This is a genomic window from Aeromonas sp. 30P, assembly GCF_051919805.1.
GTDB classification, from domain to species: domain Bacteria; phylum Pseudomonadota; class Gammaproteobacteria; order Enterobacterales; family Aeromonadaceae; genus Aeromonas; species Aeromonas veronii.
In genome coordinates, this window is record NZ_JBQBEA010000001.1 from 2,917,965 (window position 1) to 2,940,842 (window position 22,878).

Sequence of the window (22,878 nt, forward strand, 5' to 3'; positions counted from 1 at the left end):
GCAAGTATTTAGCAAGGTTTCAATATGCCCAAACGACTCATTAAACGCTGGATGCCCGATCAGCAAACCCTGAAAGAACACAAGCACCTGCGGCTGTTCGGCAAACTGCTGCTCGATGCCAACCTCTGGCACCTCAACCGTCGCTCGGCCGCAGGGGCATTTGCGGTGGGCCTCTTCATGGCCTGGGTGCCGCTCCCCTGCCAGATGCTGCTGGCCGCCGGTGGCGCTATCCTGTGCCGGGTCAATCTGCCGCTCTCGGTGGCGCTGGTCTGGCTCTCCAACCCCTTTACCATGCCTCCCCTGCTCTATGGCGCCTATCTGGTGGGTTGCCAGCTCATGGGACATTCCGCGCAGCAGATAGAGATTGAATTCACCTGGGAGTGGCTGGTCTCGGTACTGGGGACTGTGGCACCGCCGCTGTTGCTGGGCTCGCTGATCCTTGCCCTGCTCAGTTCTCTTATCGGTTACACCCTGATCCGCACCTTCTGGCGGATCAGCACGGTGCGCCAGTGGCAAAAACGCAAGATGGCCCGCCCATGCTGAGTCGCTGGTTTTCCCGCTTCAAGCTCGATCCCGACACGCTTCGTCAGCAGAAGTGGTTTGCCCTGTTTGGTGAGCGACTGCTTGCCCCTGCCCTCTGGCAAGGGGGCACTCGCGCCCTGAGTGGCGCGGTGGCGGCCGGGATCTTCGCCTGCTGGTTCCCCATCCCGATGCACTCGCTTATCGCAGTCGGTCTGGCGCTGGCATTCAACCTCAACCTGCCGCTGGCGCTGCTGGCGGTCTGGTTCAACAATCCGCTGACTTTGCCGTTCATGTATCTCTACGCCTATCGCACCGGTTGTCTGGTACTGCACCAGACGCCGGAGCCTTTCCACCTCAGCTGGACCCTGCACTGGCTGGAGCAGGAGGCGGCCACTCTGGTGCCTCCCTTCCTGCTCGGCAGCCTGCTGCTGGCGGTAGTCACCGCCCTGAGCGGCGGCGCCCTGACCGCTCTGCTACTGCAGTTGCGCAAACTGTGGCAAGGCGCCCGCCACCACTGAGTCATCCTTCCCATTGTTTGGCGATCAGCACTTGGCGATCAAAAAAGCCCGTCACCAAGGTGACGGGCTTTTTCATGGCATAGTGGCGCAAAGAGCCGCATAGTGCCAGAGCACAAGGTGATGCGGTTACAGCACCTTGGCGATCGCCTCGCACAGGGGATCAATATTGGCGCGGGTAATACCGGCCACGCTGATCCGGCCGGAGCCGACGATGTAGATGGCAAACTCGCTGTTGAGGCGCGCAACCTGATCCTTGGAGAGACCAGAGAAGGAGAACATGCCGTTCTGCTCGCGAATAAAGCTGAAATCCTGGCTCACGCCGAGGGCAGCAAGCTTCTCTACCAGCAGCTCGCGCATCTCGCGAATACGCACCCGCATCGCGGCCACTTCTTCGACCCATTCGGCATAGAGAGCCGGATCGCTCACCACGGCGGTGACCACAGCGGCACCGTGTGACGGCGGGTTGGAGTAGTTGGCTCGGATCACGGTCTTGACCTGAGTGAAGGCCACGTCGGCGATCTCTTTGGTCGCGCTCACCAGAGTGAAGGCGCCGACCCGTTCGTTGTAGAGGCCGAAGTTCTTTGAGAAGGAGCTCGCCACCAGCAGCTCGTCGTGGCACTCGGCGAAGATACGCAGACCTTCGGCATCCTCTTCGATACCACGGGCAAAGCCCTGATAGGCAAAGTCAAACATTGGCAGCCAGCCAGCGGCAGCACTCTGCTTGGCCAGTGCGCGCCACTGATCGCTGGTGGGGTCGATACCGGTCGGGTTGTGGCAGCAGCCGTGCAGCAGCACCAGCTCACCCGGCTGCACTTCGGCCAGCGAAGCCTGCATGGCGGCAAAGTCGAGCCCCTTGGTGGCGGCATCGTAGTACTTGTACCACTTGACGGTCAGACCGGCGGCCTGGAACACGCTGACGTGGTTGGCCCAAGTGGGATCGGAGATCCAGATGGTCTTGGCCAGACCGTTGCGCACCACGAATTCGGCCGCGATACGCAGGGCGCCGGTGCCGCCCGGTGCTTGCGCGGTCTTGGCGCGGCCGCTGGCAACCAGCGCAGAGTGCTGCCCGAACAGCAGTTGCTGTACGATGCGGCCATATTCGATATTGCCTTCAATACCGAGGTAGTTCTTGGTCTTCTCGTCGGTCAGCAGCTTCTGCTCGGCTTTCTTGACGCAGTGAAGAATGGGGGTAGCACCGGACTCGTCCTTGTAGATCCCTACGCCCAGATTGATCTTGTGGCTGCGAGAGTCAGCGCGGAAGGCTTCGGTCAGGCCCAGGATCGGATCCGCTGGGGCGGCAACAACCTTTTCAAACATGGTATTCCCTGTATTCCGTTGAGTTCGTTGGGTGGCAAAGCGGCTTGATAAACAAAAGCGCTCATCTGGCGAGCGCTTCGTCAACTCTTTATATCACCGCGTTCAATGGGGGAAAACCGCTTTTTGGCTCGCTTTCAGGCCAATTTCAACCAACGGCATGCCACGCTGGCGCCAGCGCGCACACCTCGGCCGACAAGCCACCATTGGACTCAACCAAACCGCTACAAACTGCTAACAATGGCTTGGGGATCCGGCTCGGCTCCCAGTGCCTAGCCTCAGTCAAAGGTTGGGCATACGCGCTGAGAATGGGGGCCAGATCACGGGGCAACCACCAGCTGGCCGGACGGCCCAGCCGCTGGGCCAGCGCCTGCAGCCGATCCACCCCGGCAGGGTCGAGAGCGGTGAGATGACTCCACAACACATTGGGGGGCAAGGCGGCCACCACCTGCTGCAAGGCAAAAGGAGCCGATGGGGGAGCCCACACCAGCAAGGTGCCAGCATCAAGGGGCATTTCGGCAAAGGCGCCGACGCTATCTGTGGTGATCACCCGCTCGATACTACCCTCCCCCCACAGGATCTTGCCAAGACCCGCCAAGGTGCGCTCGGGCAGCGCCACCTCCCCCAGCGCCTGCAACCAAGGGGCTGCGTCGATCAGGGTGCCGCCGCTGAAAAAGAGGCTGAACGGCTGGGCGGCGCGCAAGCGCAACAGCTGATCGGCACAGAGCCGGATCCCCTTGTCCTCGAAATCGATCTGCTCGTTGGGGGTGAAGTTCACTTCGCTCTTGCGATAGAGCGCCGCCAGCACCCGTTCGTTGACCTGCTCCCCCAATTGCCAGCCCTGAGCATGCAACCACTCCTCGGGCTCAGGGGGGGCGGTGGCGATCTCGGCCAGCATCAGCTCGCGGGTGAGATAGCGCCGTCCAGCCGGGGTGAGCTCATAGCTGTGGCTGCCATGGGCAAGCAGCAGCTGGTTATCCTTGAGCAGGCCCACCAGCGGTTGCCACTGGCGGCCACGGATCACCACAGGTGAGTGGCTCAGCAACTGCTGCGCCAGTGCCCGCCATTCGGGGTGACTAAAGTCGATCAATTACAATCCATCCCTGTCAGTGCTCAATCGGATAAACTGCCTGAAAAGGTACCGTTACAGGCCGATGACGCCAAGCCTCCCGCGCCAATTACGTGACCCCGCTCCCTGCAATTTTCCCCAAACAGAAGAGCCCACCGTGGGGTGGGCTCTTTCTTGGATAACACTCGATGCTTATTCGATGTTGAGACGCAACTCGGCATCGTGCCAACCCAGTGGCAGGGTCAGCAACTGATCGATCAGCTCCCGGCGATCGGATTTCTCCAGATAGGCGAGATAGAGCGGACGGCTCAGCGGCTGGCCCCCCTCCACCAGATGGAGCGCCCCCTTCTCGAGGAAGGGGCTGACCATCCGCCGTGGCAGGTAAGCAGCACCACCGTTGGCCAGCACGAACTGCAACGCCATGCTGGCGGAGCTGGAGTGCAGCACCGGGGTCTTTTGCAGGCTCTGCAAGCGGCTGGGTTGCGGCTCGAAGCTGGTGCCCCAGTCGAGGTGGATGTGCGGCATCTGCATCAGGTTGTCGGCATTGGCGGCCGGATCCCGGCTCACCAGCTCGAACACCAGCTCACCGATGGGATGCAGGGCAATCTCGTCGATCTTGGTGGGCTCGGAGAGCAGGGCCAGATCGAGGGAGCGCTCCAGCAACTGGCGGCAGAGGTGCTCGCGGGAGGCTGTTTCCAGCCGCACCGCCAAACCGGGCGCCAGCGCATAGATGTGATTGAGCCAGTCGTTGAAATCGAGCTCCCAGAACACCGCGGGCGCGCCGATGGCCAACTGCTGGCTGAATCCCGGCGAGAGCGCCACATCCTGCTTGGCACGACCAAGGGTATGCAAGATGGCGTCTGCATAGGGCAGCAGACGCTCACCAGAGGCGGTCAGGCGGATGTTGTTGCGATGACGGGCAAACAGACTGACACCCAGTTGCTGCTCGAGCTGGCGGATCCGGAAACTCACCGCCGACTGGGTCAGGTAGAGATTTTCAGCAGCCCGACCAAAGTGCCGGGTCTTGCTCACCTCGATAAAGGTCCGAAGCAGCTCGGTATCCATTAATCGATGGACTCGTCACTGCCACCACCGCTGCCACCACCGACATCAAAGCTGCCGCCACCGCTGCTCTCTTCGCTGGCGCCGCCAACGACGGTGCAGAGGCGATGAACGCGCTTGGGACCGATCACCTTGAGGTACTTGAACCACACCTTGGCATGGGGGTTGGCACCGGCTGCGCCGGATTTGACCTGCTCGACGAAGGCGGACTCGACATCGTCACGGGGTGCCAAGTTGCCCTGGTAGAGTGCCAGCATGGCGGTACCATACTTTTCCAGACTGTCCGCTTCGGCCACAGTGAATTCGCCACTGCGACGCAGGCCACGGGGAAAATGTTTGAAGTCGTTGAAACGCTTGTCTGATTCGAAGCTCATAGTGCTCTTTTTTCTGGTTAGTTTGACCTTTGCGGGCAAGTATCATCAGGCCATCGCTGAGTGCAAAATCAATTTTCTCACTATGTTAATAAATATCTTTTATCGAAGTCACTTTGCCCCATCGTTGACGCCGATTTTGTGGCATAACACACAAAAAACGTTGATAAATAATAAACTTATGTAAACGTGCAGCCAATTTGCACGTCACTTTCTGGACTGTGCAGGCAAAAATAAAGCGCCATACGGCGCTTTATTTATCACATCAGGTGAACCAGCTGAACCTTTGGTTCAAACATGCTTACTCAATCATTGCCGGTTGGGCCAGGTTGTCGGCACGCCACAGACGGTAGCGCACTTCATACTCCTGCGGCACGTAAATCACGAACGGCAGTTTTGAGTTGTAGTTCACGAAGAAGCCCTGACCGTAGATCTGGACGAAGGTCTCTTTCTGCTGATTATCCGGGCACATCATCAGGGTGCTGATGGGGTCGGAGACTTTGCCCAGTTTCAGGTAGTTGTAGCCCCAGCCTTTGACGCTGTGCTGTTCCAGGTTGCCTGCAAAACGCGGTACGTTGCAATCAACCATCATCTTTTTGCCGACCTGCAGCTCGACCATCATGTCGGCTTCTTTCTCGACTTCAGGCAGGCGGATCACCACACGTTCCTGATTCACGTCAGCGGCTGGGAACATGCTGATATCAAATTTTTTCGGCTCGGCGGCGAAGGCATGGCCACCCAGCAACAAGGCGCCCAGCAGGCTAAAACGCAATACGGTTTTCATCTGTACCTCATGGGGTTGGTTCAACGCCGCTAGACTAACCGCTCTGCCGATTTCATGCCAGCGATCTGCTACGTAAAAACTGCGTAAAATGATGCAGATCCGGCACACCATGACGTGATCTGGCTATTTTCTGACAGGGCGCACACTCCCGTTGCGGGAACCTGAAACAAAAAGCGAGGCCAATTAGCCTCGCTTTGCATTCAAATGGCGCCAGAGTGCTATTTGGCCGCCTCTTGATGGGCCTTGATGACGGCCACCGCCTTGTCGGGGAAGTCGCTGAACACCCCATCCACATCGGCCTGATAGAGGAAGATGTTAAGGAGATCGGTGAAGTCCTTGGCATAGGCCGGGATCTGCCCCTCATCCTGACGGAAGGTATAGGGGTGAACTTTCAGGCCCGCCGCATGGGCTTCTTTTACCATGCCGGTGAAGACCGGTTTGCCCAAAGTGCCCGGCTCGGTGACGATCATCGGTTTCCACGGGCCAATCCCTTCGGCATAGCTGGCGATGGTTTTCATCGCTCCCGGCTTGAACATCCAGTCATAGTTGTAGGGGGTCGCCTTACCCTTGGCGTCGTAGACCATGGTCTCGTTCCAGTCGGTCTCGGCCATCAGCTGCACCAGTTTCAGATCCATACCCATGGCGGGCATCAGCTCGCTGTTGATGCGCTTGAGTTCATCGGCATCGAAGCACTGCAGATAGACCTTGTCATCCTTCCCGGTGTAGCCGTACTCCTTGAGCACCTTCAGCACCGCCTTGGAGATATCCTTGCCTTCGTGACGGAACAGCCAGGGCGCCTTGATCTCCGGGTAGATGCCGATGTTCTTGCCGGTGCTCTTGTTGAGCCCCTGGATCATCTCGATCTCCTCCTGGAAGGTGTGGATCTTGAAGTCTGACTTCCAGAGCGGGAAGCGGGCCGGATAGACCGGCACCTGCTTGCCATCCACCAGCTGGAACGGTTCGGTCATACGCAGGGAACGCACCTCATCCAGGGTGAAATCCACCACATAGTAACGGCCGTCTGGACGGGCACGGCCGGGGAAGCGCGCCGCCACATCGGTGATACCATCGAGGAAGTGATCGTGCATCACCACCAGCTGGTCATCCTTGGTCATCACAAGATCCTGCTCCAGATAGTCAGCCCCCATGCCATAGGCCAGCGCCTTGGACTCCAGGGTATGCTCGGGCAGGTAGCCGGAAGCGCCACGGTGGGCGATCACCACCTTGCCTTCATCGGCAGCCAACACGGGTAATGAGAGGGATGCCCCAAGGCTCAAGGCGATGAGGGAAACGGCGAGTTTTTTCATATGTGATGCTCTTTATTATTGTGTGTAGGTAATTGTTCTATCAGAGGTTTGTTGCACATTTACGGTGGAGAGCGGTGGGCAGCAGCGCACTGCCCACCGTTACTCATCAGCTCGCCTTGCGCAGAGCCTGATGGTATTGGTCGAGCCAGATCTGCAGCATCTGCTGCTCTGACTCGTTCAGGCGCAGCCCCAGCTTGCTGCGGCGCCAGAGGATATCATCCAGTGAACAGGCCCACTCCCGTTCGATGAGATAGCGCACTTCCGACTCGTAGAGGCCACCACCGAAGTGAATGCCGCGATCCTCTTTCAGCCAAAGACGGGCATGGGCGCCATAAGCTTCGGCAATGCGCAGGGCGCTGCGATCATCGAGCCAGTCAAACTCCAGCGCAAAGGCGCGGGCCAGCTCGCGTACCGAGCAGTCAAACTCGCCGCCGGGCAGACGGCTGGTCGCCGTCCAGTCATCCCCCATCTGGCTGAACCAGGGCTTGAGCTTGTTGCAGGCGGCCTGCGCCAGCTTGCGATAGGTGGTGAGCTTGCCGCCAAACACCGACAAGAGCGGCGCACCGTCGGATTCGCCAGAGAGCTCGAGGGTGTAGTCGCGGGTCACCGCCTGCGGCGAGTCTGACTCGTCATCACAGAGCGGGCGCACCCCGGCATAGGTCCAGATCACATCTTTCGGCGCAATTTGGCGAGTGAAGTGGGCGTTGACCACCTTGCACAGGTAGGTAATTTCGGCCTCGCTGATCTTCGCTTCCCGCGGGCTGCCGTGATGCTCCACATCGGTGGTGCCGATGAGGGAGTAATCCTGCTGATAAGGGATGACGAAGACAATGCGGTTGTCTTCGTTTTGCAGGATATAGGCCTCTTCGCGCTCATGGATGCGCGGCACTATCATGTGGCTGCCTTTAATAAGGCGAATGCCGCGGGGGGATTTTTCGTGCAGGCTCTCGTCATAGAAGGTCTTGACCCAGGGGCCCGCCGCATTGACCAGACCCCGGCAGGTGACGGTGAACTGCTCGCCCCCTTCCCGCTCCAAAGTGAGCGTCCAGTGTTTGGAACCGCGCACCGCCTTGATGCAGCGGGTGCGGGTCTGCACGTCGGCCCCCTTGTCACGGGCCATCATGGCGTTGAGTACCACCAGCCGGGCATCGTCGACCCAAGCATCGGAATATTCAAACCCCTTGTTGATCCCCGCGGTCAAGCCATCTTGCGGCAGAAAGCGCACACCGCAGCTCCCCTTGAGCTTGTCGCGCTTGGCCAGATTGTCATAGAGGAAGAGACCGGCGCGGATCATCCAGGCCGGACGCAGGTGCGGGCGGTGCGGCAGGCGAAAACGCATGGGACGAGCGATGTGAGGCGCCATACCGAGCAGCACCTCACGCTCCGCCAAAGCCTCTTTCACCAGCCGGAATTCGTAATGTTCGAGATAGCGCAAACCGCCGTGGATCAGCTTGCTGGAGTTGGACGAGGTGGCAGAGGCGAGATCTTGCGCCTCAAACAGGGCAACCTTCAGACCCCGTCCTGCCGCATCGGCTGCGATGCCGACCCCGTTGATGCCGCCACCGACGACGACCAGATCATAATGTTCGCTCATGTTCACCTACTTTCATTTTTATGATTGCTATAACAGCAATGTTTGATTTCGCTCATTTTAGAACATGAAAATACAACAAACGAACATTTTATGGCGAAAGTGTGATCGCCACAGCCCGCCAGAGGTGGCAAAGGGGACAGGTCAGCGGAGCAAATGGCGTCGGGCCGAAATCAGCGGGTTACTAGCCAAAAAAACCAGATTGAATAGTGGTTTTTGCAATACCTATAAAGGGGTGAGATGGGTGCAGGGATGGGGGAGATAAAGAGAAAGGAGGCCGCCCTGACGGGCGACCGGCACAGCCTGGGCGTGTTTCGCCGTCAGCAGATGTGGCAGGCGATCTGGTGTTGCGCCATCAATCGCGTCAGCTTTTCCGGTGGCTCCTGATCGGTAAAGAGGGCGTGGATCTGGCTGAGATTGCCCAGATTGACCATGGCATTGCGACCGAACTTGGTGTGGTCGGCGGCCAGGAACACCTGACGGGAGTGAGCGATAATGGCCTGGGCGATCTTCACCTCGTGATAGTCGAAATCGAGCAGGGAGCCGTCGTTGTCGATCCCCGAAATCCCGATGACGCCATAGTCCATGCGAAACTGACCGATAAAGTCGCGGGTCGCCTCCCCCACGATGCCGCCATCGCGGTTGCGGATCTCGCCGCCGGCAATGATGACGGTGAAGTCATCCTTGGCCGTCAAAATGCTGGCCACGTTGAGGTTGTTGGTGACGATGCGCAGCTCACGGTGATCGAGCAGGGCGCGGGCAATGGCTTCGGTGGTGGTGCCTATGTCGATAAAGAGCGATGAGCCGTCGGGAATATTGGCCGCTACCTCGCGGGCGATGCGCTCTTTCTCCTTGAGTTGCATCACTTTACGGGCGCTGTAGGCGGTATTGACGGTACTCGAATGCAGGGAGGCACCGCCATGATGGCGCCGGATCTTGTTCTGTTCGGCGAGATCGTTCAGATCCCGGCGAATGGTCTGGGGGCTGACGTCAAAGTGGGTCACCAGATCGTCGGTCGAGACAAATCCCTGCCGCGTCAGGACGTCCAGGATCTCCAGATGTCGTTGGGTTTGCTTCACGCTTGCACTCCGATGATGAGACAAAAAAAGGCCCCGGCAGATGCGGGGCCTTTTGGCAGTTTACCTGATCCCCTTTGGGATCAATAAGCTGAGGATCACGTTTTATGCCTTATGGGCAGCCGCTTTCTTGGCCGCAACGGCAATGTTCTCATGCTTGAGGGTCATCGCCAGCAGGATGATGGAGAGCACGCAGGAGACGGTCAGCACCATGAAGCCGCCATCCCAACCGAAGTGGTCAACGGTATAACCCAGCATGGCGTTGGCTGCCACGGCGCCGCCCAGATAACCGAACAGACCGGTGAAACCTGCCGCAGTACCGGCTGCTTTCTTCGGTGCCAGCTCAAGAGCATAGAGGCCGATCAGCATGACAGGGCCGTAGATCAGGAAGCCGATAGCCACCAGTGCCATCATGTCGATGGTCGGGTTGCCGGCCGGGTTGAACCAGTAGACCAGCACAGCCAGGGTCACCAGCACCATGAACAGGATACCGGCCGGTGCACGGCGGCCCTGGAACATCTTGTCAGAGATCCAGCCACACAACAGGGTGCCCGGAATACCGGCCCACTCGTAGAGGAAGTAAGCCCAAGAGGAGTTGTCAACGGTGAAGTGCTTGGCCTCTTTCAGGTAGGTTGGCGCCCAGTCCAGCACACCGTAACGAATGAGGTAAACGAAAGCGTTGGCGATCGCGATGTACCACAGCAGTTTGTTGTGCAGCACGTACTTGACGAAGATCTCCTTGGCGGAGAACTCCTGCTCGTGGCTCTCGTTGTAATCCTTCGGATAATCGTTCTTGTACTCCTCGATGGGAGGCAGACCGACCGATTGCGGGGTATCACGCATCACGAAGAAGGCGATCACCGCGATGGCGGCCGCCGCTGCCGCTGGCACATAGAAGGCGCTGCGCCAGTCGTTGAACCAGCCCATCCCGAGGATAAACAGCGGGCCAATCATGCCGCCACCCACGTTGTGCGCCACGTTCCAGACCGCAACCACTTCGCCGCGCTCTTTCTGTGACCACCAGTGCACCATGGTGCGACCGCAGGGCGGCCAGCCCATGCCCTGTGCCCAACCGTTCAGGAACAACAGCACAAACATGATGGCAATGCTGGAGGTGGCCCAGTGCATGGTACCCATCATGAACATGATGGCAGCCGAGAGCAGCAGACCGGCGGAGAGGAAGTAACGGGCGTTGGAACGGTCAGAGACGTTCCCCATCAGGAACTTGGACAAACCGTAAGCGATGGAGACCCCGGAGAGCGCGAAACCGAGATCACCACGGGAGAAGCCCTGCTCGATCAGATAGGGCATCGCCAGACTGAAGTTTTTCCGTACCAGATAGTAGCCGGCGTAACCGAAGAAGATCCCGAAAAACACCTGCCAACGCATGCGTTTGTAGAAGGGGTCGACCTTGTCAGCCGGGAGCCTGTCGATGTGCGCCGCAGGCCTGAAGAGACTAAGCATGTTCTGCTTCCTTATTGTTGTTATGGGCGGTTGAGGATGCCCTGACCATTCCAACGAATCATGTGAGTCCACTAATTCGTAAGCGAGCCTATTGTGCTCATATGCGCTCATTTAATCTGTGATGCATGCTCAAATATTGCAGTTTTATTACAAATAAAAGCTCCAAATGAGAAATCACTCAGCAAGCGCCAGCCCTTGTGTGGCAAGGGTTGCGAGCTACCCCCTAAGTGGTAACTGGCGGTTATCAAGATGCTTTACGTCACATTTTCTTAGCAATGAGTGGGATCTTGTCCACATTTCCTATGGCGGGGGGATGGTGAAATTATTGGGAAGGGTTATTTTCTGTCACGACCGATAACGAGCGCAAACGAGCATAACGTTTGCGCAAGACGCAAAAACAACAAGGAAACGTTTTCGGCGGCAACGGATAGACACAAAAAGATAAAACGGAACATCAAACCTCTACGGGTGGATATAAGGAACAAAAGTATGAGCATACAAAGACCCAATACCCTGCTTGGCGAGTGCATCGCCGAGTTTATCGGAACCGGCCTGCTGATATTTTTCGGCGTCGGATGTGTGGCTGCACTGGTGCTGGCAGGCGCCAACTTCGGGCAGTGGGAAATCTCCATTACCTGGGGTCTGGGTGTGGCCATCGCCATCTATGTGACCGGCGGCATTTCAGGTGCTCACCTGAACCCTGCTGTAACCCTGGCGCTGATGACCTTCTGCGGGTTCGACAAGCGCAAGGTGGTCCCCTACATCATCGCCCAGATGGCCGGTGCCTTCTGCTTCGCCGCCCTTGTCTACTTCCTTTATGGTAACCTTTTCACCCAGTGGGAAGTGACCCATAACGTGGTGCGCGGCAGCGTCGAGAGCCTCGGCACCGCCGGGATCTTCTCCACCTACCCCAATGCCCTGCTGACCAACATGCAAGCTTTTGCCGTCGAGCTGGTGATCACTGCCGTCCTGATGCTGGGCATCATGGCGCTGGGTGACAACAACAACGGCGCCCCCAAAGGATTCGCGGCCGCCCTGCTGATCGGTATCCTGATCGCGGTGATCGGAGCCTCCCTTGGCCCGTTAACCGGTTTTGCCATGAACCCGGCCCGTGACTTTGGTCCGAAACTGTTCGCGTTCTTTGCTGGCTGGGGTGATGTTGCCCTGACCGGTGGTCGTGACAACCCCTACTTCTGGGTTCCGATCCTTGGCCCCATCGTTGGCGCCCAGATTGGTACCGCTCTGTATGTCAAAGTGCTGGCTCCCTGCGTCCCGGGCAACCGTGTCGTCACCACCGAGCAAGCGACCCAAACCGCCAAAGAAGAGGCTGCCGCATAAGAGCGGTCCCCTCCAACGTATAAAAACGTGGAAAATAGAAACGTGGAGAACATCATGTCTGCTGAAAAGAAATATGTCGTCGCTCTGGACCAGGGAACCACCTCTTCCCGCGCCATCGTGTTTGATCAGGATGCCAACATTGTCGGTACCTCCCAGCGCGAATTCACCCAGCACTACCCGAAAGCGGGCTGGGTAGAGCACGACCCGATGGAGATCTGGGCGACCCAATCCTCCGTCTTTACCGAAGTGCTGGCCAAGACCGGCCTGCGCAGTGAAGAGATCGCTGCCATCGGTATCACCAACCAGCGTGAAACCACAGTGGTATGGGAAAAGGCCACCGGCAAGCCCATCTACAACGCCATCGTCTGGCAGTGCCGCCGCACCGCCGCCATCTGCGAAGAGCTGAAAGCACGCGGTCTGGAAGAGTATGTTCGCGAGAACACCGGTCTGGTGCTGGATGCCTACTTCTCCGGTACCAAGGTGAAGTGGATCCTCGACAACGTGGAAGGTGCCCGCGAGAAAGCGATGAACGGCGAACTGCTGTTCGGCACCATCGATACCTGGCTGGTCTGGAAGATGACCAATGGCGAAGTGCACGTCACCGACCCGACCAACGCCTCCCGTACCATGCTCTACAACATCCGCGAGCTGAAGTGGGACGAGAAGATGCTGGACGAGCTGGGCATCCCCATGTCCATGCTGCCGGAAGTGAAACCCTCTTCCGAAGTGTACGGCTACACCACCCGTGGCGGCGGCTCCCGCATCCCCATCGCCGGTATTGCCGGTGACCAGCAATCTGCCCTGTTCGGCCAGCTCTGCTTTGAAAAAGGGATGGCCAAGAACACCTACGGCACCGGCTGCTTCATGCTGATGAACACCGGCACCGAGCCGGTTCGCTCCAGCAACGGCCTGCTGACTACCGTTGCCATCGGCCCGAAAGGGGAAGTGAACTACGCGCTGGAAGGTGCAGTGTTCATGGGCGGCGCCACCATCCAGTGGCTGCGTGACGAGCTGAAGATCATTCACGATGCCCGCGACACCGACTACTTCGCCTCCAAGGTGGGTGACACCAACGGCGTCTATCTGGTACCAGCCTTCGTCGGTCTGGGCGCCCCCTACTGGGATCCGTATGCTCGCGGCACCATGGTCGGTCTGACCCGTGGCGCCAACCGCAACCACATCATCCGTGCCGCGCTGGAATCCATCGCCTATCAGAGCCGCGATGTGCTGGATGCCATGCAGCAGGACTCCGGCATCAAGCTGGCAGCGCTGAAAGTAGACGGCGGCGCCGTAGCCAACGACTTCCTGATGCAGTTCCAGGCTGACATGATGCACACCCCGGTGGTACGTCCGACCCGCATCGAGACCACCGCCATGGGCGCCGCCTTCCTGGCCGGTCTGGCCGTCGGCTTCTGGAAGAGCTCGGACGAACTGGAAGACAAGTTCAGCGTGGACCGCGAGTTCATCCCGCAGATGGACAGAGACGATCGCGCCAAACGTTACAGCGGCTGGCAAAAAGCAGTTGAGCGTTCACGCCGTTGGGCTGAAGAGGATTGATCGGGCACCCGACATTCCGTTGAGATAAACACCAGAGAGGCCGACCGCTATGTCGGCCTCTCTTTTTATGCTTTCCCTTGCCGCTTTCTGCCCCCTTCCCGCTAATTGCTCCCTCCCTTTTTCTGCCGCCCTCTGTTGTTACCATCCGCCACAACACAATTGAGCTATCTATCTATAATCATCATCTGGGTCGCATATGCGACCTTATTTATGAGGAGAGCGATATGGAGAGGGCGATACACCGTTTTACACTGCACTCACTCTGGTCAGGGCTCGGGATCCGCACCCGGATCCTCGCTGGCGTGGCGATACTGATGGCCATCGCTATCAGCTGCATCACCTTGATCCTCGAGCAGATATCCCACAGTCAGGCCCAGCAGCGGGTCGAACGCTACGAGCTGCCAAGCAGCGTGGATCGCATTGCCAACCAGCTGACAGCGCAGCTTATCCAGCACCTGACCGAAGCACAGGCGCTGGCCAGCAACCGCTTTGTCATCGACTGGCTGACCGCTGGCATGCCAGAGCAAGAGTGGCCCGCCATGGAGCGTTACTTTCAGGATCTGCAACGGCGGATCGGCGGCAACGTCTTTATCGCCCCCCGCCAGAGCAACACCCTGATCAACTTCAGCGGCGGCCCCACCGCCCAGAAATCGCTGAGCGAATCAGACCCGAAAGATGGGTGGTTTTACGGCTTTCTCAAACGCAGCAAACCCTATGAGCTGAACCTCGACATCTCGGATTTTGACAAGCGCGCCTCCCTCTATATCAACACCGCCGTCACCCACGAGGGCAAGACCCTGGCGGTGGCAGGTACCTCCATCGACATGAGCGCCCTGAGCAAGCTCATCAGCGGCTACCGGATCGGCAAGAGCGGTCAGGTCTATCTGGCCGACATGGAGGGCAATATCGAGATCCACCCCGAGCAGGAGGTTGAGGGGGCCGCCCACCACCAACAATCCTTCCTCGATACCGTCAAACGGCTTATTCCCAATGCCCGGGAACAGGTGGCCGTAGAGGCGCTAACACTGGAGGGGCAAACCTACCTCATCGCGGTACGTTACATCCCCACCCTCAACCGGCTGCTGATTGGCGAGATCAACAGCGCCGAGCTGGAAGAGGGACTGCAGGAATCCCGCCAGCTCATCATCATGGTGTCGCTCGCCATAGGCGGGATCGCCATGCTGGCCTCCGCCTGGCTGGCTCACTCCATCAGTCGCCCCATTCGTCAGGCTGCCGATGGCATGCACCACATCACTGCCGATCGGGATCTGGCAACCCGCCTCGACTTCTCTGACGAGTCGGAGCTGGGGCTGATGGCCCAAAGCTTCAATCGGCTGATCCAGAGCCTGAACCAGAGCTTCTCCCGCTTCCAGCAGTCAGGCAGCGCCCTCTCCGCCCAGTCGTCCCAATCCATGCAACAGGCCCAGGCACTGGCAGGAGAAGCGTGCCAGCAGGCCCAGAGCATTCAGGAGCTGACCACTGTGGTCACCACCATCGGTGACAACGCCGAGCAGATCGCCAGCCGCTCGGAAGGGGTCAACGACGTAACCCAACGCATCGCCAACCATATGCTCAGCATCGAGCAGGATGTGACCCAGAGCGCCGTGCAACTCGACAGCTTGCGCAGCAGCATCGGCAGCTCCTCGGCCCTGCTCGATGAGGTGGTGAAAGACAGCAACAACATCACCCAGATCATGAACCTCATCCGCGATGTCTCGAACCAGACCAACCTGCTGGCCCTCAATGCGGCCATCGAAGCGGCCCGGGCGGGGGATATGGGACGGGGCTTTGCGGTGGTGGCCGACGAGGTACGCCAACTGGCGGTGCGTACCCAGACCGCCACCAAGGATGTACAGGATCTTATCTTGCGCCTGCAGGAGGGAACCCGGCAGGCCAGCAGCTCGATGGCAGACTCCCGCAACCTGAGCGAAGAGGGATACAACCGGATGAATCAGGCCAGAGAGGTGCTGGTTGATGCCACCAGCCAGATCAACCAGACCGCCCTCGAGATCAACGAGATCAGCGCGCTGGCGCAGGCGCAGAATCAACAGATGGGGCAAGCCAGAACGGCGCTGGACGAGCTGGCCATGGTGGCCGAACACCAGCGGGAACACGCGCAGGAGAGCAATGCCGCCAGCCGCGAACTGTTCGAACTGGCCAAGGCCATCGACGAGCAGATCCGCCAATACCGGATTGGCTAGACCCGGCACTTCCCTCTCTCCCTCTCAATAACCAAGACGCCACCACAGGGTGGCGTTTTCATTTTGCAAATCATTTTGCCTGCGCTCTCGAAACGGGAATGACGACGAAACTCGCAAACAATTGATAATTAACATGAAAAAATGTGGAATGGCCATTGCTTAATGATATCAGACTCAACAGAGGGATATCGCCATGAAACCGACCACCAATCAAGCGCCCGTAGCCCACGTCGCCACTCAAAAAGAGACACTGACCCCCCGCGAAGGCACCTTCCTGATGATGGTGGCCCAACTGGTGGTGCTCACCTGCATCGTACTGGCCGCCACTGTCGGCGGCCTCTCCTGGCAGTGGACCCTGCTGCTGGCCATTCCGCCGGTGATCGGCGGCGCCCTGCTCAGCCGGGTATGGGGCAAACTGCCCCGCTAACTGCGCTTCAACTCACACACCTTCCCGAACCGGCGGCCGACCCTCAAGTCGGCCGTCTGTTTATCTGCCGGCAGGCTAATGCTGATTGGCCGCAACGAAGGCGCGGCTTGTTCTTCGCCAAGCAAACCGCAGCGACGAACCGTTCAAACAAACCGAACAAACCAACCTGAACTACAGGGTATGGCTGCCCAGCTGCTCTTTGAGAAAATCGAGCCAGACCCGCAGTCGGATATCCCGCTGGGCATCGGAGTAGAAGACCGCATTGATGGGGCGCGAGGCGCCGCTGTTGCTGCGCGCCAGCACCTCCACCAGCGCGCCGCTCTCCCGATCCGGCCCGGTCATGAAATCTGACAGACAGACAATCCCCTGCCCCGCCAGCGCCAGCTGACGCAAAGTTTCACCGCTGCTGGCACGCAGACTGGGGGTGATGGCAAAGCGATCCCCCTGCTCGGCACTGAGCAGCGGCCAGTGGTTGAGGTGATCGGGATGCAAAAATCCAAGCAGCTCGTGACCGCTCAGCAGATCTGCCGGTTGGCGCGGGGTGCCGCGCTCGCTCAAGTAAGCAGGAGAGGCCAGCAGCCGCAACCGCGAACGACCAAGGGGCAGCGCACGCAGGGAGGAGTCGGTCAACTCACCGATGCGGATGGCCATGTCCACCCTCCGCTCCATCAGATTGATAAAGCCCTCCGAGCTGTGCAGCTGTAGCTCGATGGCGGGGTAACGGCGGCGAAACTCGCCGATGATCGGCACCAGCCGATGCAGAATAAAGGGGGTAGCCGCATCGACTCTCAACACCCCTTCGGGTTGTTCCCGGCGCATCAGCAGATGCCCCTCCGCCTCGCTCATCTCGGTCAGGATCTTCACCGCCCGCTGATAGAACCAGCTCCCCTCCTCGGTCAGGCTGACACGGCGGGTGGTGCGATTGAGCAACACGGTGGAGAGCTTCTCCTCCAGCCGCTTGATGCCACGGCTCACCACCGAGTTATCCATGCCGAGGTTCTCCGCCGCCTGGCGAAAACTGCCCGCCTCCACCACCGCCACAAACAGGGTCAGTTCATCAGAATGGGTCTTCATTGCTGTTATCCGGACAAGAGTAATGGGCCTTTATAGGCGCAGCCGCTGTGGATTGGCAAGCGTGCTCAGACTGACGATCTTGTTTTTCGAAGAGAAATAACTAGAGAGAATCACTATCTCTCACCCTGTTTAATCAGTAGAATGCGATCAAGAGGAATCGTATGAAACCATATTATCAAGGGGATACATTAATGGAGTTTGAAGAACGGCTGGCTATTGCCCATCAACTACTGGCTGACAGTGGCCTCAAGGAATTTCACTACAATCCGTGGCTGTTCAAATTGCTGCGTAAACTCGGCGTCTCCGTCAAGCCGCCTTATTACGCGGGCTGGCTTACCAATTTCCTCTGTTCCGGCCTCTCTATTGCGCCGTTATGGGGTCTGATTATGTGGACATTCGTCTGGCATCCAGAGGGAAGGGATCTTTTATCAGCCCTGTTCAACACAGCCATGTTCGCTGGCGTATTTGGTCTTTTCACCTTAATTGGACTCTGGCTCAAACGCCGGCAGCTTGGATTGACCCCATGGGAGCAGTTGGAGCACCAGCACATCAGTGAAGGCTCAGAGAAGAAGGTCAAAGTTCCTGCTGCCGATTGAAACTGGGTGCAATACAGGCTCTGAAGAGCACACTTTCACAGACTCGGACTCTCACCTTGCCAGATTTCGTTAAATTTTTTATCAGCTTTTCAATTAACTGCCTCATCCAAACCGCCATTGGCCTCTTGGTTCTCGCCTACAGGCTTTTCCGCCACCACAATGGCAACTGGCGCAGCTATCAACGAAGCTGGGATCCTCTCCCTCTATTTGCCTCCATTTTCCTTGGCATGGTGATCGCAAAAAAGCTTCATCCGGCCATCATGGCAGCCTTGTAGTGATTGGCCATAGCTTGAACGTTCAATCAAGTAGTTCACCAGATGATCAAACAGTTGTGCCCTCACTGTGAGATAAGCAGTGGATCAAGCGTCCATACGGGCCAGTAATATCTCTTTGCGGGTTTTAGGTGGTTTGCCATTGAACGCGCAATCAGCGAAGGTGAGCTGGTGACTCATGCAGAAACAGGGGTGTTGACTACAAATTCAGACAATCATTCATAAAAATTTCTCACTACTGCTATTGCTGCTCTCCCCCCAATACTGTTTTGCGACCAGCGCCCTGTTTCCTGCAAGTCACGGCAGGCATACTGACCCTTCGTTTTTGCCAAGGAGGTTCAGATGTCATCACCCGTGATTGTGATTGCCCAGCTTGAAGCCAAACCCGAATTCGCCGCCCAGTTTCGCGCCGCCCTTGAGCCGCTGATTGCGGCCACCTTGCAAGAGGCGGGCTGCCAGCGCTATCAGCTGCATCAGGACTTGGACAATCCACACAGCTGGATGCTCTACGAGGTGTGGGAGAGCGAAGCTGCCCTCACCGTCCATCAGGGCCAACCCCACTTTACCGAATTTGTCGCCAAGGCCGAGCCCTGGTTTGCCAGCAGCACCATTCGCCGCTATCAGCCACTGGGCGCTTGACTGACCCCTGTGCCACTTTCCACTTAGCCCATCAAGGGCCAACCACCACCCCATTGAGGAACAAGATGATCAATATGCCGCCCATGGGTCTGGGCACCTTCCGCCTGAAGGGCGAGCCGCTGCTTGCCACCCTGACCAACGGTCTGGAGCTGGGCTATCGCCATATCGATACCGCCCAGATCTATGACAATGAAGCCGAGGTCGGTGCCGTGCTGACCCGCAGCACTGTTGCTCGCCACGAGATCTACCTGACCACCAAGGTGTGGACCAGCGAGTTTGGCCCGGGCAAGCTGATCCCGAGCCTTGAGGTGAGCCTGGAAAAACTGGGCACTGACTATCTGGATCTGGCGCTGATCCACTGGCCCTCCCCCAAGGATGAGGTGCCGATGGCGGTCTATCTGGAGCAGCTGGCCGAGGCCAAGGCCCGGGGCCTGACCCGGGAGATCGGGGTCTCCAACTTCACCGTGGCCCAGCTCAAACAGGCTATCGAGATTTTGGGGCCGGGGGCCATCGCTCACCAGCAGATCGAAGTTCATCCCTTGCTGCAAAACCGCAAGGTGGTCGAGTTCTGCAAAGCCCAGGGTATCGCCGTCACCGCCTATATGCCGCTCGCCTATGGCAAGGTGCTGAGCGAGCCGCTGCTGATGGAGATTGGCCAGCGCCACGGGGTATCGGCGGCGCAGGTGTCGCTGGCCTGGCTGCTGGCGCAGGACATGGCAGTGATCCCGAGCTCCACCAAGCGGGAGAATCAGGCCGCCAATCTGGCAGCCCTCGATATCACCTTGAGCAGCGAGGAGATGGCCGCCATCGCCACGCTGGATCGGGGCGAGCGCTGCGCCAATCCCGACTTTGCCCCCGCATGGGACTGACGCGAAAGGCGTGAGACTAACGCGAAAGAAAGGCTGGCTCGCCAGCAAGCCAAATTAAACAGGGAGAGCATCATGCTCTCCCTGTCTCTTTTCTTGCCTCACGCTTTGCCGCGCTTGCTGAACGTCCAGTCGCCATATTGATACCAGATACAGCCCCGCAATCAGGGCGCGTTCTGGCAAAGGGCGGGATCGAACACCTGATTCCAGTCTGATTTCATATCGACCACCACCCAGCCCCGCGCTTTTGCCTGTGCCAGCCCGTCGATCAGCTTGCCGCTGGCTGGCGGATGACTGTCGTAGGCGTATTCGCGCTTGGCATCGGTGTGGTGCACCAGCAGGCCGAAGGTGTGGTAATCCGGGTTGGTCGAGGTGTATTGCAGCATGGGCACGTCGCCATCGCTGTTACCAAAGGCGCCGACCGGACGCTGCCCCATAAAGAGGTGAATGGCGGCCGGTTTCGCCTTGCTGTCATCGAAATAGGCGCCGTTCATGGTCTTGCGGATCTCGCTGCCCTCCCCAGTCAGGTCAAACTCGCCGAGGGTAAAAGAGCCAATCACCTGCTGGGGCGGGATGCCATACATCTGCTCGGACATCACCCGCATAAAATCGACGCCGCCGCCGGAGACAATCCAGGTCTGGAAGCCATTATCCCGCAGATACCCCAGCAACTGCTTCATCGGCAGATACCCGAGCTGATCGTAGTGGCAGCCAAAACGGGGATCCTTACTGCTGTTGACCCAGCGAATGACCCGCTTAGCAAACTCGGTGGTGGACATGCCGCTGTGGGTCAGTCCCACCAGCTTGGCGAGCCCCTTCTCCCCCGATTTGGCCACGGCCTTGAGGTCGTTGTTCAGCACTGCCGCGACGATGGGGTCGGCCTTCCACTCCGGGTGTTCCGGCGCCAGGCGCTTGATCTCGTCCATCGCAAACTGCAGCTGATAGGTCATGGGCGCTTCCGGCCAGAGGGTGCCGTCATTGTCAAACACCACATGGCGCTTCTCTGGCGGAATAAAAGTGGGCTGCTGCTGATCGGTGGCATTGGTTACCCAGCGGGTGATCGCCTGCTTTGCTGCCGTGTCATTCCAGGCAGAGAGGGGATCGCTCTGGCCAGCCTGTACCGCAAAGGCGCCGCACAGCAGCAAAAGAGAGGAGAGTCGATTCAAGGTCATCATGTTACCTGTCAGCTGGATATTGCCTGTCTATTGCCTGTAGATGAAAGCGCACGGCCATCACAACACCGGCGGCGCACATGGGTTCAACACACGAGGGTTTCACAGGGAAAATCCTATGGCGGCCAGCTTGTACTGGAGCTTAAGCAAGCTCAGAAAAGGAGCAGCGTTCATCCCGTTCTGCGAGGCAGATCACTGCGTTGCGCTCACGCCGCGGGCAACACAACCCCCTCCCACTCATCGCCATTGCTGCTGATTTGGCAAAAGTAATTTGATGTCACCGTCATTTTTGCCAACAAAACCCATCGGCATACTGGCGCCATTCTCCCGTCGGGAGTCCCTAACCAAGGAGTTGTTATGCCACTGGCGTTATTTGCCCTTACCTTAAGTGCCTTTGCGATCGGCACCACCGAATTTGTGATCGTGGGGCTCATCCCCACCATCGCCGAGCAGCTCAATGTCTCGCTCCCCTCGGCGGGCCTGTTGGTCAGCCTCTATGCCCTTGGCGTGGCCATCGGCGCCCCCGTGCTTACGGCACTCACCGGCAAGGTGCAGCGCAAGTGGTTGCTGGTTGGGCTGATGGCACTCTTTACCGCCGGCAACCTGCTGGCCTGGCAGGCCCCGAGTTACGAGAGCCTGATCGTGGCCCGTATCCTGACCGGATTGGCGCACGGGGTCTTCTTCTCGGTGGGCAGCACCATTGCCACCGGCTTGGTGGCCAAAGAGAAGGCGGCTAGCGCCATCGCCATCATGTTCAGCGGTCTTACCGTGGCGCTGGTGACCGGCGTACCGCTCGGTACCTGGATTGGTCAGGTCTTTGGCTGGCGCGAAACCTTTCTGGTGGTAAGCCTGCTGGGCCTGGTCGCCATGGTGGGTAGCCTGCTGCTGATCCCGAGCAACCTGCCCAAGGGGGCAGCCTCGACCATACGCGAACAGCTCTCGGTACTGACCAAGAAGCCGCTGCTGCTGGTCTACGCCAAGACCGCCCTCGGTTATGGCGGCGCCTTCACCGCTTTCACCTTCCTCGCCCCCATCCTGCAGCAGGTGAGCGGCTTTAGCGCCGGTGCGGTGAGCCTGATCCTGCTGGTGTACGGGGTATCGGTCGCCATCGGCAATATCTGTGGTGGCAAGCTGGCCGACAAGATGGGTCCCCTGCCGGCGCTCAAGCTGCTGTTTGCCGGTCTGGCGCTGGTGCTGCTGGCCCTCACCTTCACCGCCCCCCATCCGGTGCTGGCCGTGCTGACCGTGCTGGTGTGGGGCGCCTTTGCCTTCGGCAACGTGCCGGGTCTGCAGGTGCTGGTGGTGAAACAAGCCGAACTGCACACCCCCAAGGCGGTGGATGTGGCATCGGGCCTCAATATTGCCGCCTTCAACGTCGGCATTGCGCTCGGCTCCGTGGTCGGTGGTTTTGTGGTGGAACACCTCGGCCTGATGCACACCCCCTGGATCGGCGCCCTTATCGTGCTGCTGGCCTACGGGCTGACCCATATCAGCGAGCGCCGCGAAGCCCTCCGGCTCGCTGCCTGTCAGGCATAAGCTGCGCCAGCAGGCGTCACGCAAGGGCGTGGCGCCTGCTGCAATCGGCGCGGCAGGCTTCTATGCTGTGACACAGCGTTAACCCGGCAACCATTTCAGCAACTGTTTCAGCAACCAAGCCA

At 58.8% G+C, this 22,878-nt stretch carries 21 protein-coding genes; 10 read left to right on the forward strand and 11 right to left on the reverse strand.

Translation table 11 applies throughout. The annotated features are described in order from the left end of the window. The first annotated feature begins 24 nt into the window (after positions 1-24). The gene (locus ACTG2B_RS13490; RefSeq protein ID WP_005347037.1) at positions 25-543 is read left to right on the forward strand and encodes a DUF2062 domain-containing protein; all 519 of its coding nucleotides are present in this window, start codon (positions 25-27) and stop codon (positions 541-543) included. Continuing rightward, complete coding sequence (locus ACTG2B_RS13495) at positions 537-1,040, forward strand: DUF2062 domain-containing protein (protein ID WP_439996939.1); 504 nt, start codon at positions 537-539, stop codon at positions 1,038-1,040. The genes ACTG2B_RS13490 and ACTG2B_RS13495 overlap by 7 nt, the downstream gene beginning before the upstream one ends. Before the next feature lie 126 nt (positions 1,041-1,166). On the opposite strand, the gene ACTG2B_RS13500 is transcribed toward ACTG2B_RS13495, so the two are convergent. The 9 genes from ACTG2B_RS13500 to glpT all read right to left on the reverse strand — a co-directional run bounded on the left by ACTG2B_RS13500 (position 1,167) and on the right by glpT (position 11,078). Beyond that, complete coding sequence (locus ACTG2B_RS13500) at positions 1,167-2,357, reverse strand: amino acid aminotransferase (protein WP_439996079.1); 1,191 nt, start codon at positions 2,355-2,357, stop codon at positions 1,167-1,169. A 145-nt stretch (positions 2,358-2,502) separates the two neighbouring features. After that, entirely contained in the window at positions 2,503-3,444 is a 942-nt protein-coding gene (locus ACTG2B_RS13505; protein ID WP_439996081.1) for a hypothetical protein, read from the reverse strand. Between the two features lie 171 nt (positions 3,445-3,615). After that, the gene (gene hdfR / locus ACTG2B_RS13510; protein WP_042081968.1) at positions 3,616-4,488 is read right to left on the reverse strand and encodes an HTH-type transcriptional regulator HdfR; all 873 of its coding nucleotides are present in this window, start codon (positions 4,486-4,488) and stop codon (positions 3,616-3,618) included. Next, positions 4,488-4,859 carry a DUF413 domain-containing protein gene (gene maoP / locus ACTG2B_RS13515; RefSeq protein ID WP_005337527.1) on the reverse strand — a complete coding sequence of 124 codons (372 nt, stop codon included), beginning with the start codon at positions 4,857-4,859 and terminating at the stop codon, positions 4,488-4,490. The genes hdfR and maoP overlap by 1 nt, the downstream gene beginning before the upstream one ends. A gap of 298 nt (positions 4,860-5,157) precedes the next feature. Beyond that, the gene (gene eco, locus ACTG2B_RS13520) at positions 5,158-5,640 is read right to left on the reverse strand and encodes a serine protease inhibitor ecotin (protein ID WP_005337529.1); all 483 of its coding nucleotides are present in this window, start codon (positions 5,638-5,640) and stop codon (positions 5,158-5,160) included. A 218-nt stretch (positions 5,641-5,858) separates the two neighbouring features. Beyond that, the gene (glpQ, locus tag ACTG2B_RS13525; protein ID WP_005337531.1) at positions 5,859-6,947 is read right to left on the reverse strand and encodes a glycerophosphodiester phosphodiesterase; all 1,089 of its coding nucleotides are present in this window, start codon (positions 6,945-6,947) and stop codon (positions 5,859-5,861) included. Between the two features lie 106 nt (positions 6,948-7,053). Next, the gene (gene glpD, locus ACTG2B_RS13530; protein WP_005350869.1) at positions 7,054-8,541 is read right to left on the reverse strand and encodes a glycerol-3-phosphate dehydrogenase; all 1,488 of its coding nucleotides are present in this window, start codon (positions 8,539-8,541) and stop codon (positions 7,054-7,056) included. Between the two features lie 317 nt (positions 8,542-8,858). Further along, the gene (locus tag ACTG2B_RS13535; RefSeq protein ID WP_005347045.1) at positions 8,859-9,617 is read right to left on the reverse strand and encodes a DeoR/GlpR family transcriptional regulator; all 759 of its coding nucleotides are present in this window, start codon (positions 9,615-9,617) and stop codon (positions 8,859-8,861) included. 102 nt (positions 9,618-9,719) lie between these two features. Continuing rightward, complete coding sequence (glpT, locus tag ACTG2B_RS13540; RefSeq protein WP_005337540.1) at positions 9,720-11,078, reverse strand: glycerol-3-phosphate transporter; 1,359 nt, start codon at positions 11,076-11,078, stop codon at positions 9,720-9,722. A 489-nt stretch (positions 11,079-11,567) separates the two neighbouring features. On the opposite strand from glpT, the gene ACTG2B_RS13545 reads away from it, so the two are divergent. The 4 genes from ACTG2B_RS13545 to ACTG2B_RS13560 all read left to right on the forward strand — a co-directional run bounded on the left by ACTG2B_RS13545 (position 11,568) and on the right by ACTG2B_RS13560 (position 16,601). Next, positions 11,568-12,416, forward strand: a complete 849-nt coding sequence (locus tag ACTG2B_RS13545; protein ID WP_005350866.1) for an MIP/aquaporin family protein — start codon at positions 11,568-11,570, stop codon at positions 12,414-12,416. 54 nt (positions 12,417-12,470) lie between these two features. Further along, positions 12,471-13,973 carry a glycerol kinase GlpK gene (glpK, locus tag ACTG2B_RS13550; RefSeq protein ID WP_005337546.1) on the forward strand — a complete coding sequence of 501 codons (1,503 nt, stop codon included), beginning with the start codon at positions 12,471-12,473 and terminating at the stop codon, positions 13,971-13,973. Between the two features lie 224 nt (positions 13,974-14,197). Then, positions 14,198-16,174, forward strand: a complete 1,977-nt coding sequence (locus ACTG2B_RS13555; RefSeq protein ID WP_439996082.1) for a methyl-accepting chemotaxis protein — start codon at positions 14,198-14,200, stop codon at positions 16,172-16,174. Between the two features lie 193 nt (positions 16,175-16,367). Then, positions 16,368-16,601, forward strand: a complete 234-nt coding sequence (locus ACTG2B_RS13560; protein ID WP_019446771.1) for a hypothetical protein — start codon at positions 16,368-16,370, stop codon at positions 16,599-16,601. A gap of 171 nt (positions 16,602-16,772) precedes the next feature. Here the strand turns inward: ACTG2B_RS13560 and ACTG2B_RS13565 are convergent, their stop codons facing one another. Continuing rightward, on the reverse strand, positions 16,773-17,675 hold the full coding sequence (locus ACTG2B_RS13565) for a LysR substrate-binding domain-containing protein (RefSeq protein ID WP_005359673.1): 903 nt from the start codon (positions 17,673-17,675) through the stop codon (positions 16,773-16,775). A 191-nt stretch (positions 17,676-17,866) separates the two neighbouring features. Here ACTG2B_RS13565 and ACTG2B_RS13570 point away from each other — a divergent pair, with 191 nt between their 5' ends. The 3 genes from ACTG2B_RS13570 to dkgB all read left to right on the forward strand — a co-directional run bounded on the left by ACTG2B_RS13570 (position 17,867) and on the right by dkgB (position 20,051). Next, positions 17,867-18,271, forward strand: a complete 405-nt coding sequence (locus ACTG2B_RS13570) for a DUF6404 family protein (RefSeq protein ID WP_201990356.1) — start codon at positions 17,867-17,869, stop codon at positions 18,269-18,271. A 614-nt stretch (positions 18,272-18,885) separates the two neighbouring features. Further along, the gene (locus tag ACTG2B_RS13575) at positions 18,886-19,182 is read left to right on the forward strand and encodes a putative quinol monooxygenase (protein WP_043825703.1); all 297 of its coding nucleotides are present in this window, start codon (positions 18,886-18,888) and stop codon (positions 19,180-19,182) included. A gap of 65 nt (positions 19,183-19,247) precedes the next feature. Beyond that, positions 19,248-20,051, forward strand: a complete 804-nt coding sequence (gene dkgB / locus ACTG2B_RS13580) for a 2,5-didehydrogluconate reductase DkgB (RefSeq protein ID WP_043825702.1) — start codon at positions 19,248-19,250, stop codon at positions 20,049-20,051. Positions 20,052-20,212: 161 nt separating this feature from the next. Here dkgB and ACTG2B_RS13585 read toward each other — a convergent pair whose 3' ends face one another. Next, positions 20,213-21,220: an HAD family hydrolase gene (locus ACTG2B_RS13585; protein WP_439996085.1), complete on the reverse strand. Its 1,008-nt coding sequence runs from the start codon at positions 21,218-21,220 to the stop codon at positions 20,213-20,215. 357 nt (positions 21,221-21,577) lie between these two features. Here ACTG2B_RS13585 and ACTG2B_RS13590 point away from each other — a divergent pair, with 357 nt between their 5' ends. Beyond that, on the forward strand, positions 21,578-22,756 hold the full coding sequence (locus ACTG2B_RS13590; RefSeq protein ID WP_439996087.1) for an MFS transporter: 1,179 nt from the start codon (positions 21,578-21,580) through the stop codon (positions 22,754-22,756). Positions 22,757-22,878 lie beyond the last annotated feature (122 nt).

Excerpts from the sequence above, each read along its gene's own strand:
- ACTG2B_RS13490 (WP_005347037.1), top strand. The coding sequence starts at position 25 with ATGCCCAAACGACTCATTAAACGCTGGATGCCCGATCAGCAAACCCTG.
- ACTG2B_RS13495 (WP_439996939.1), top strand. The coding sequence starts at position 537 with ATGCTGAGTCGCTGGTTTTCCCGCTTCAAGCTCGATCCCGACACGCTT.
- ACTG2B_RS13500 (WP_439996079.1), bottom strand. The coding sequence starts at position 2,357 with ATGTTTGAAAAGGTTGTTGCCGCCCCAGCGGATCCGATCCTGGGCCTG.
- hdfR (WP_042081968.1), bottom strand. The coding sequence starts at position 4,488 with ATGGATACCGAGCTGCTTCGGACCTTTATCGAGGTGAGCAAGACCCGG.
- maoP (WP_005337527.1), bottom strand. The coding sequence starts at position 4,859 with ATGAGCTTCGAATCAGACAAGCGTTTCAACGACTTCAAACATTTTCCC.
- eco (WP_005337529.1), bottom strand. The coding sequence starts at position 5,640 with ATGAAAACCGTATTGCGTTTTAGCCTGCTGGGCGCCTTGTTGCTGGGT.
- glpQ (WP_005337531.1), bottom strand. The coding sequence starts at position 6,947 with ATGAAAAAACTCGCCGTTTCCCTCATCGCCTTGAGCCTTGGGGCATCC.
- glpD (WP_005350869.1), bottom strand. The coding sequence starts at position 8,541 with ATGAGCGAACATTATGATCTGGTCGTCGTCGGTGGCGGCATCAACGGG.
- glpT (WP_005337540.1), bottom strand. The coding sequence starts at position 11,078 with ATGCTTAGTCTCTTCAGGCCTGCGGCGCACATCGACAGGCTCCCGGCT.
- ACTG2B_RS13545 (WP_005350866.1), top strand. The coding sequence starts at position 11,568 with ATGAGCATACAAAGACCCAATACCCTGCTTGGCGAGTGCATCGCCGAG.
- glpK (WP_005337546.1), top strand. The coding sequence starts at position 12,471 with ATGTCTGCTGAAAAGAAATATGTCGTCGCTCTGGACCAGGGAACCACC.
- ACTG2B_RS13555 (WP_439996082.1), top strand. The coding sequence starts at position 14,198 with ATGGAGAGGGCGATACACCGTTTTACACTGCACTCACTCTGGTCAGGG.
- ACTG2B_RS13560 (WP_019446771.1), top strand. The coding sequence starts at position 16,368 with ATGAAACCGACCACCAATCAAGCGCCCGTAGCCCACGTCGCCACTCAA.
- ACTG2B_RS13565 (WP_005359673.1), bottom strand. The coding sequence starts at position 17,675 with ATGAAGACCCATTCTGATGAACTGACCCTGTTTGTGGCGGTGGTGGAG.
- ACTG2B_RS13570 (WP_201990356.1), top strand. The coding sequence starts at position 17,867 with ATGGAGTTTGAAGAACGGCTGGCTATTGCCCATCAACTACTGGCTGAC.
- ACTG2B_RS13575 (WP_043825703.1), top strand. The coding sequence starts at position 18,886 with ATGTCATCACCCGTGATTGTGATTGCCCAGCTTGAAGCCAAACCCGAA.
- dkgB (WP_043825702.1), top strand. The coding sequence starts at position 19,248 with ATGATCAATATGCCGCCCATGGGTCTGGGCACCTTCCGCCTGAAGGGC.
- ACTG2B_RS13585 (WP_439996085.1), bottom strand. The coding sequence starts at position 21,220 with ATGACCTTGAATCGACTCTCCTCTCTTTTGCTGCTGTGCGGCGCCTTT.
- ACTG2B_RS13590 (WP_439996087.1), top strand. The coding sequence starts at position 21,578 with ATGCCACTGGCGTTATTTGCCCTTACCTTAAGTGCCTTTGCGATCGGC.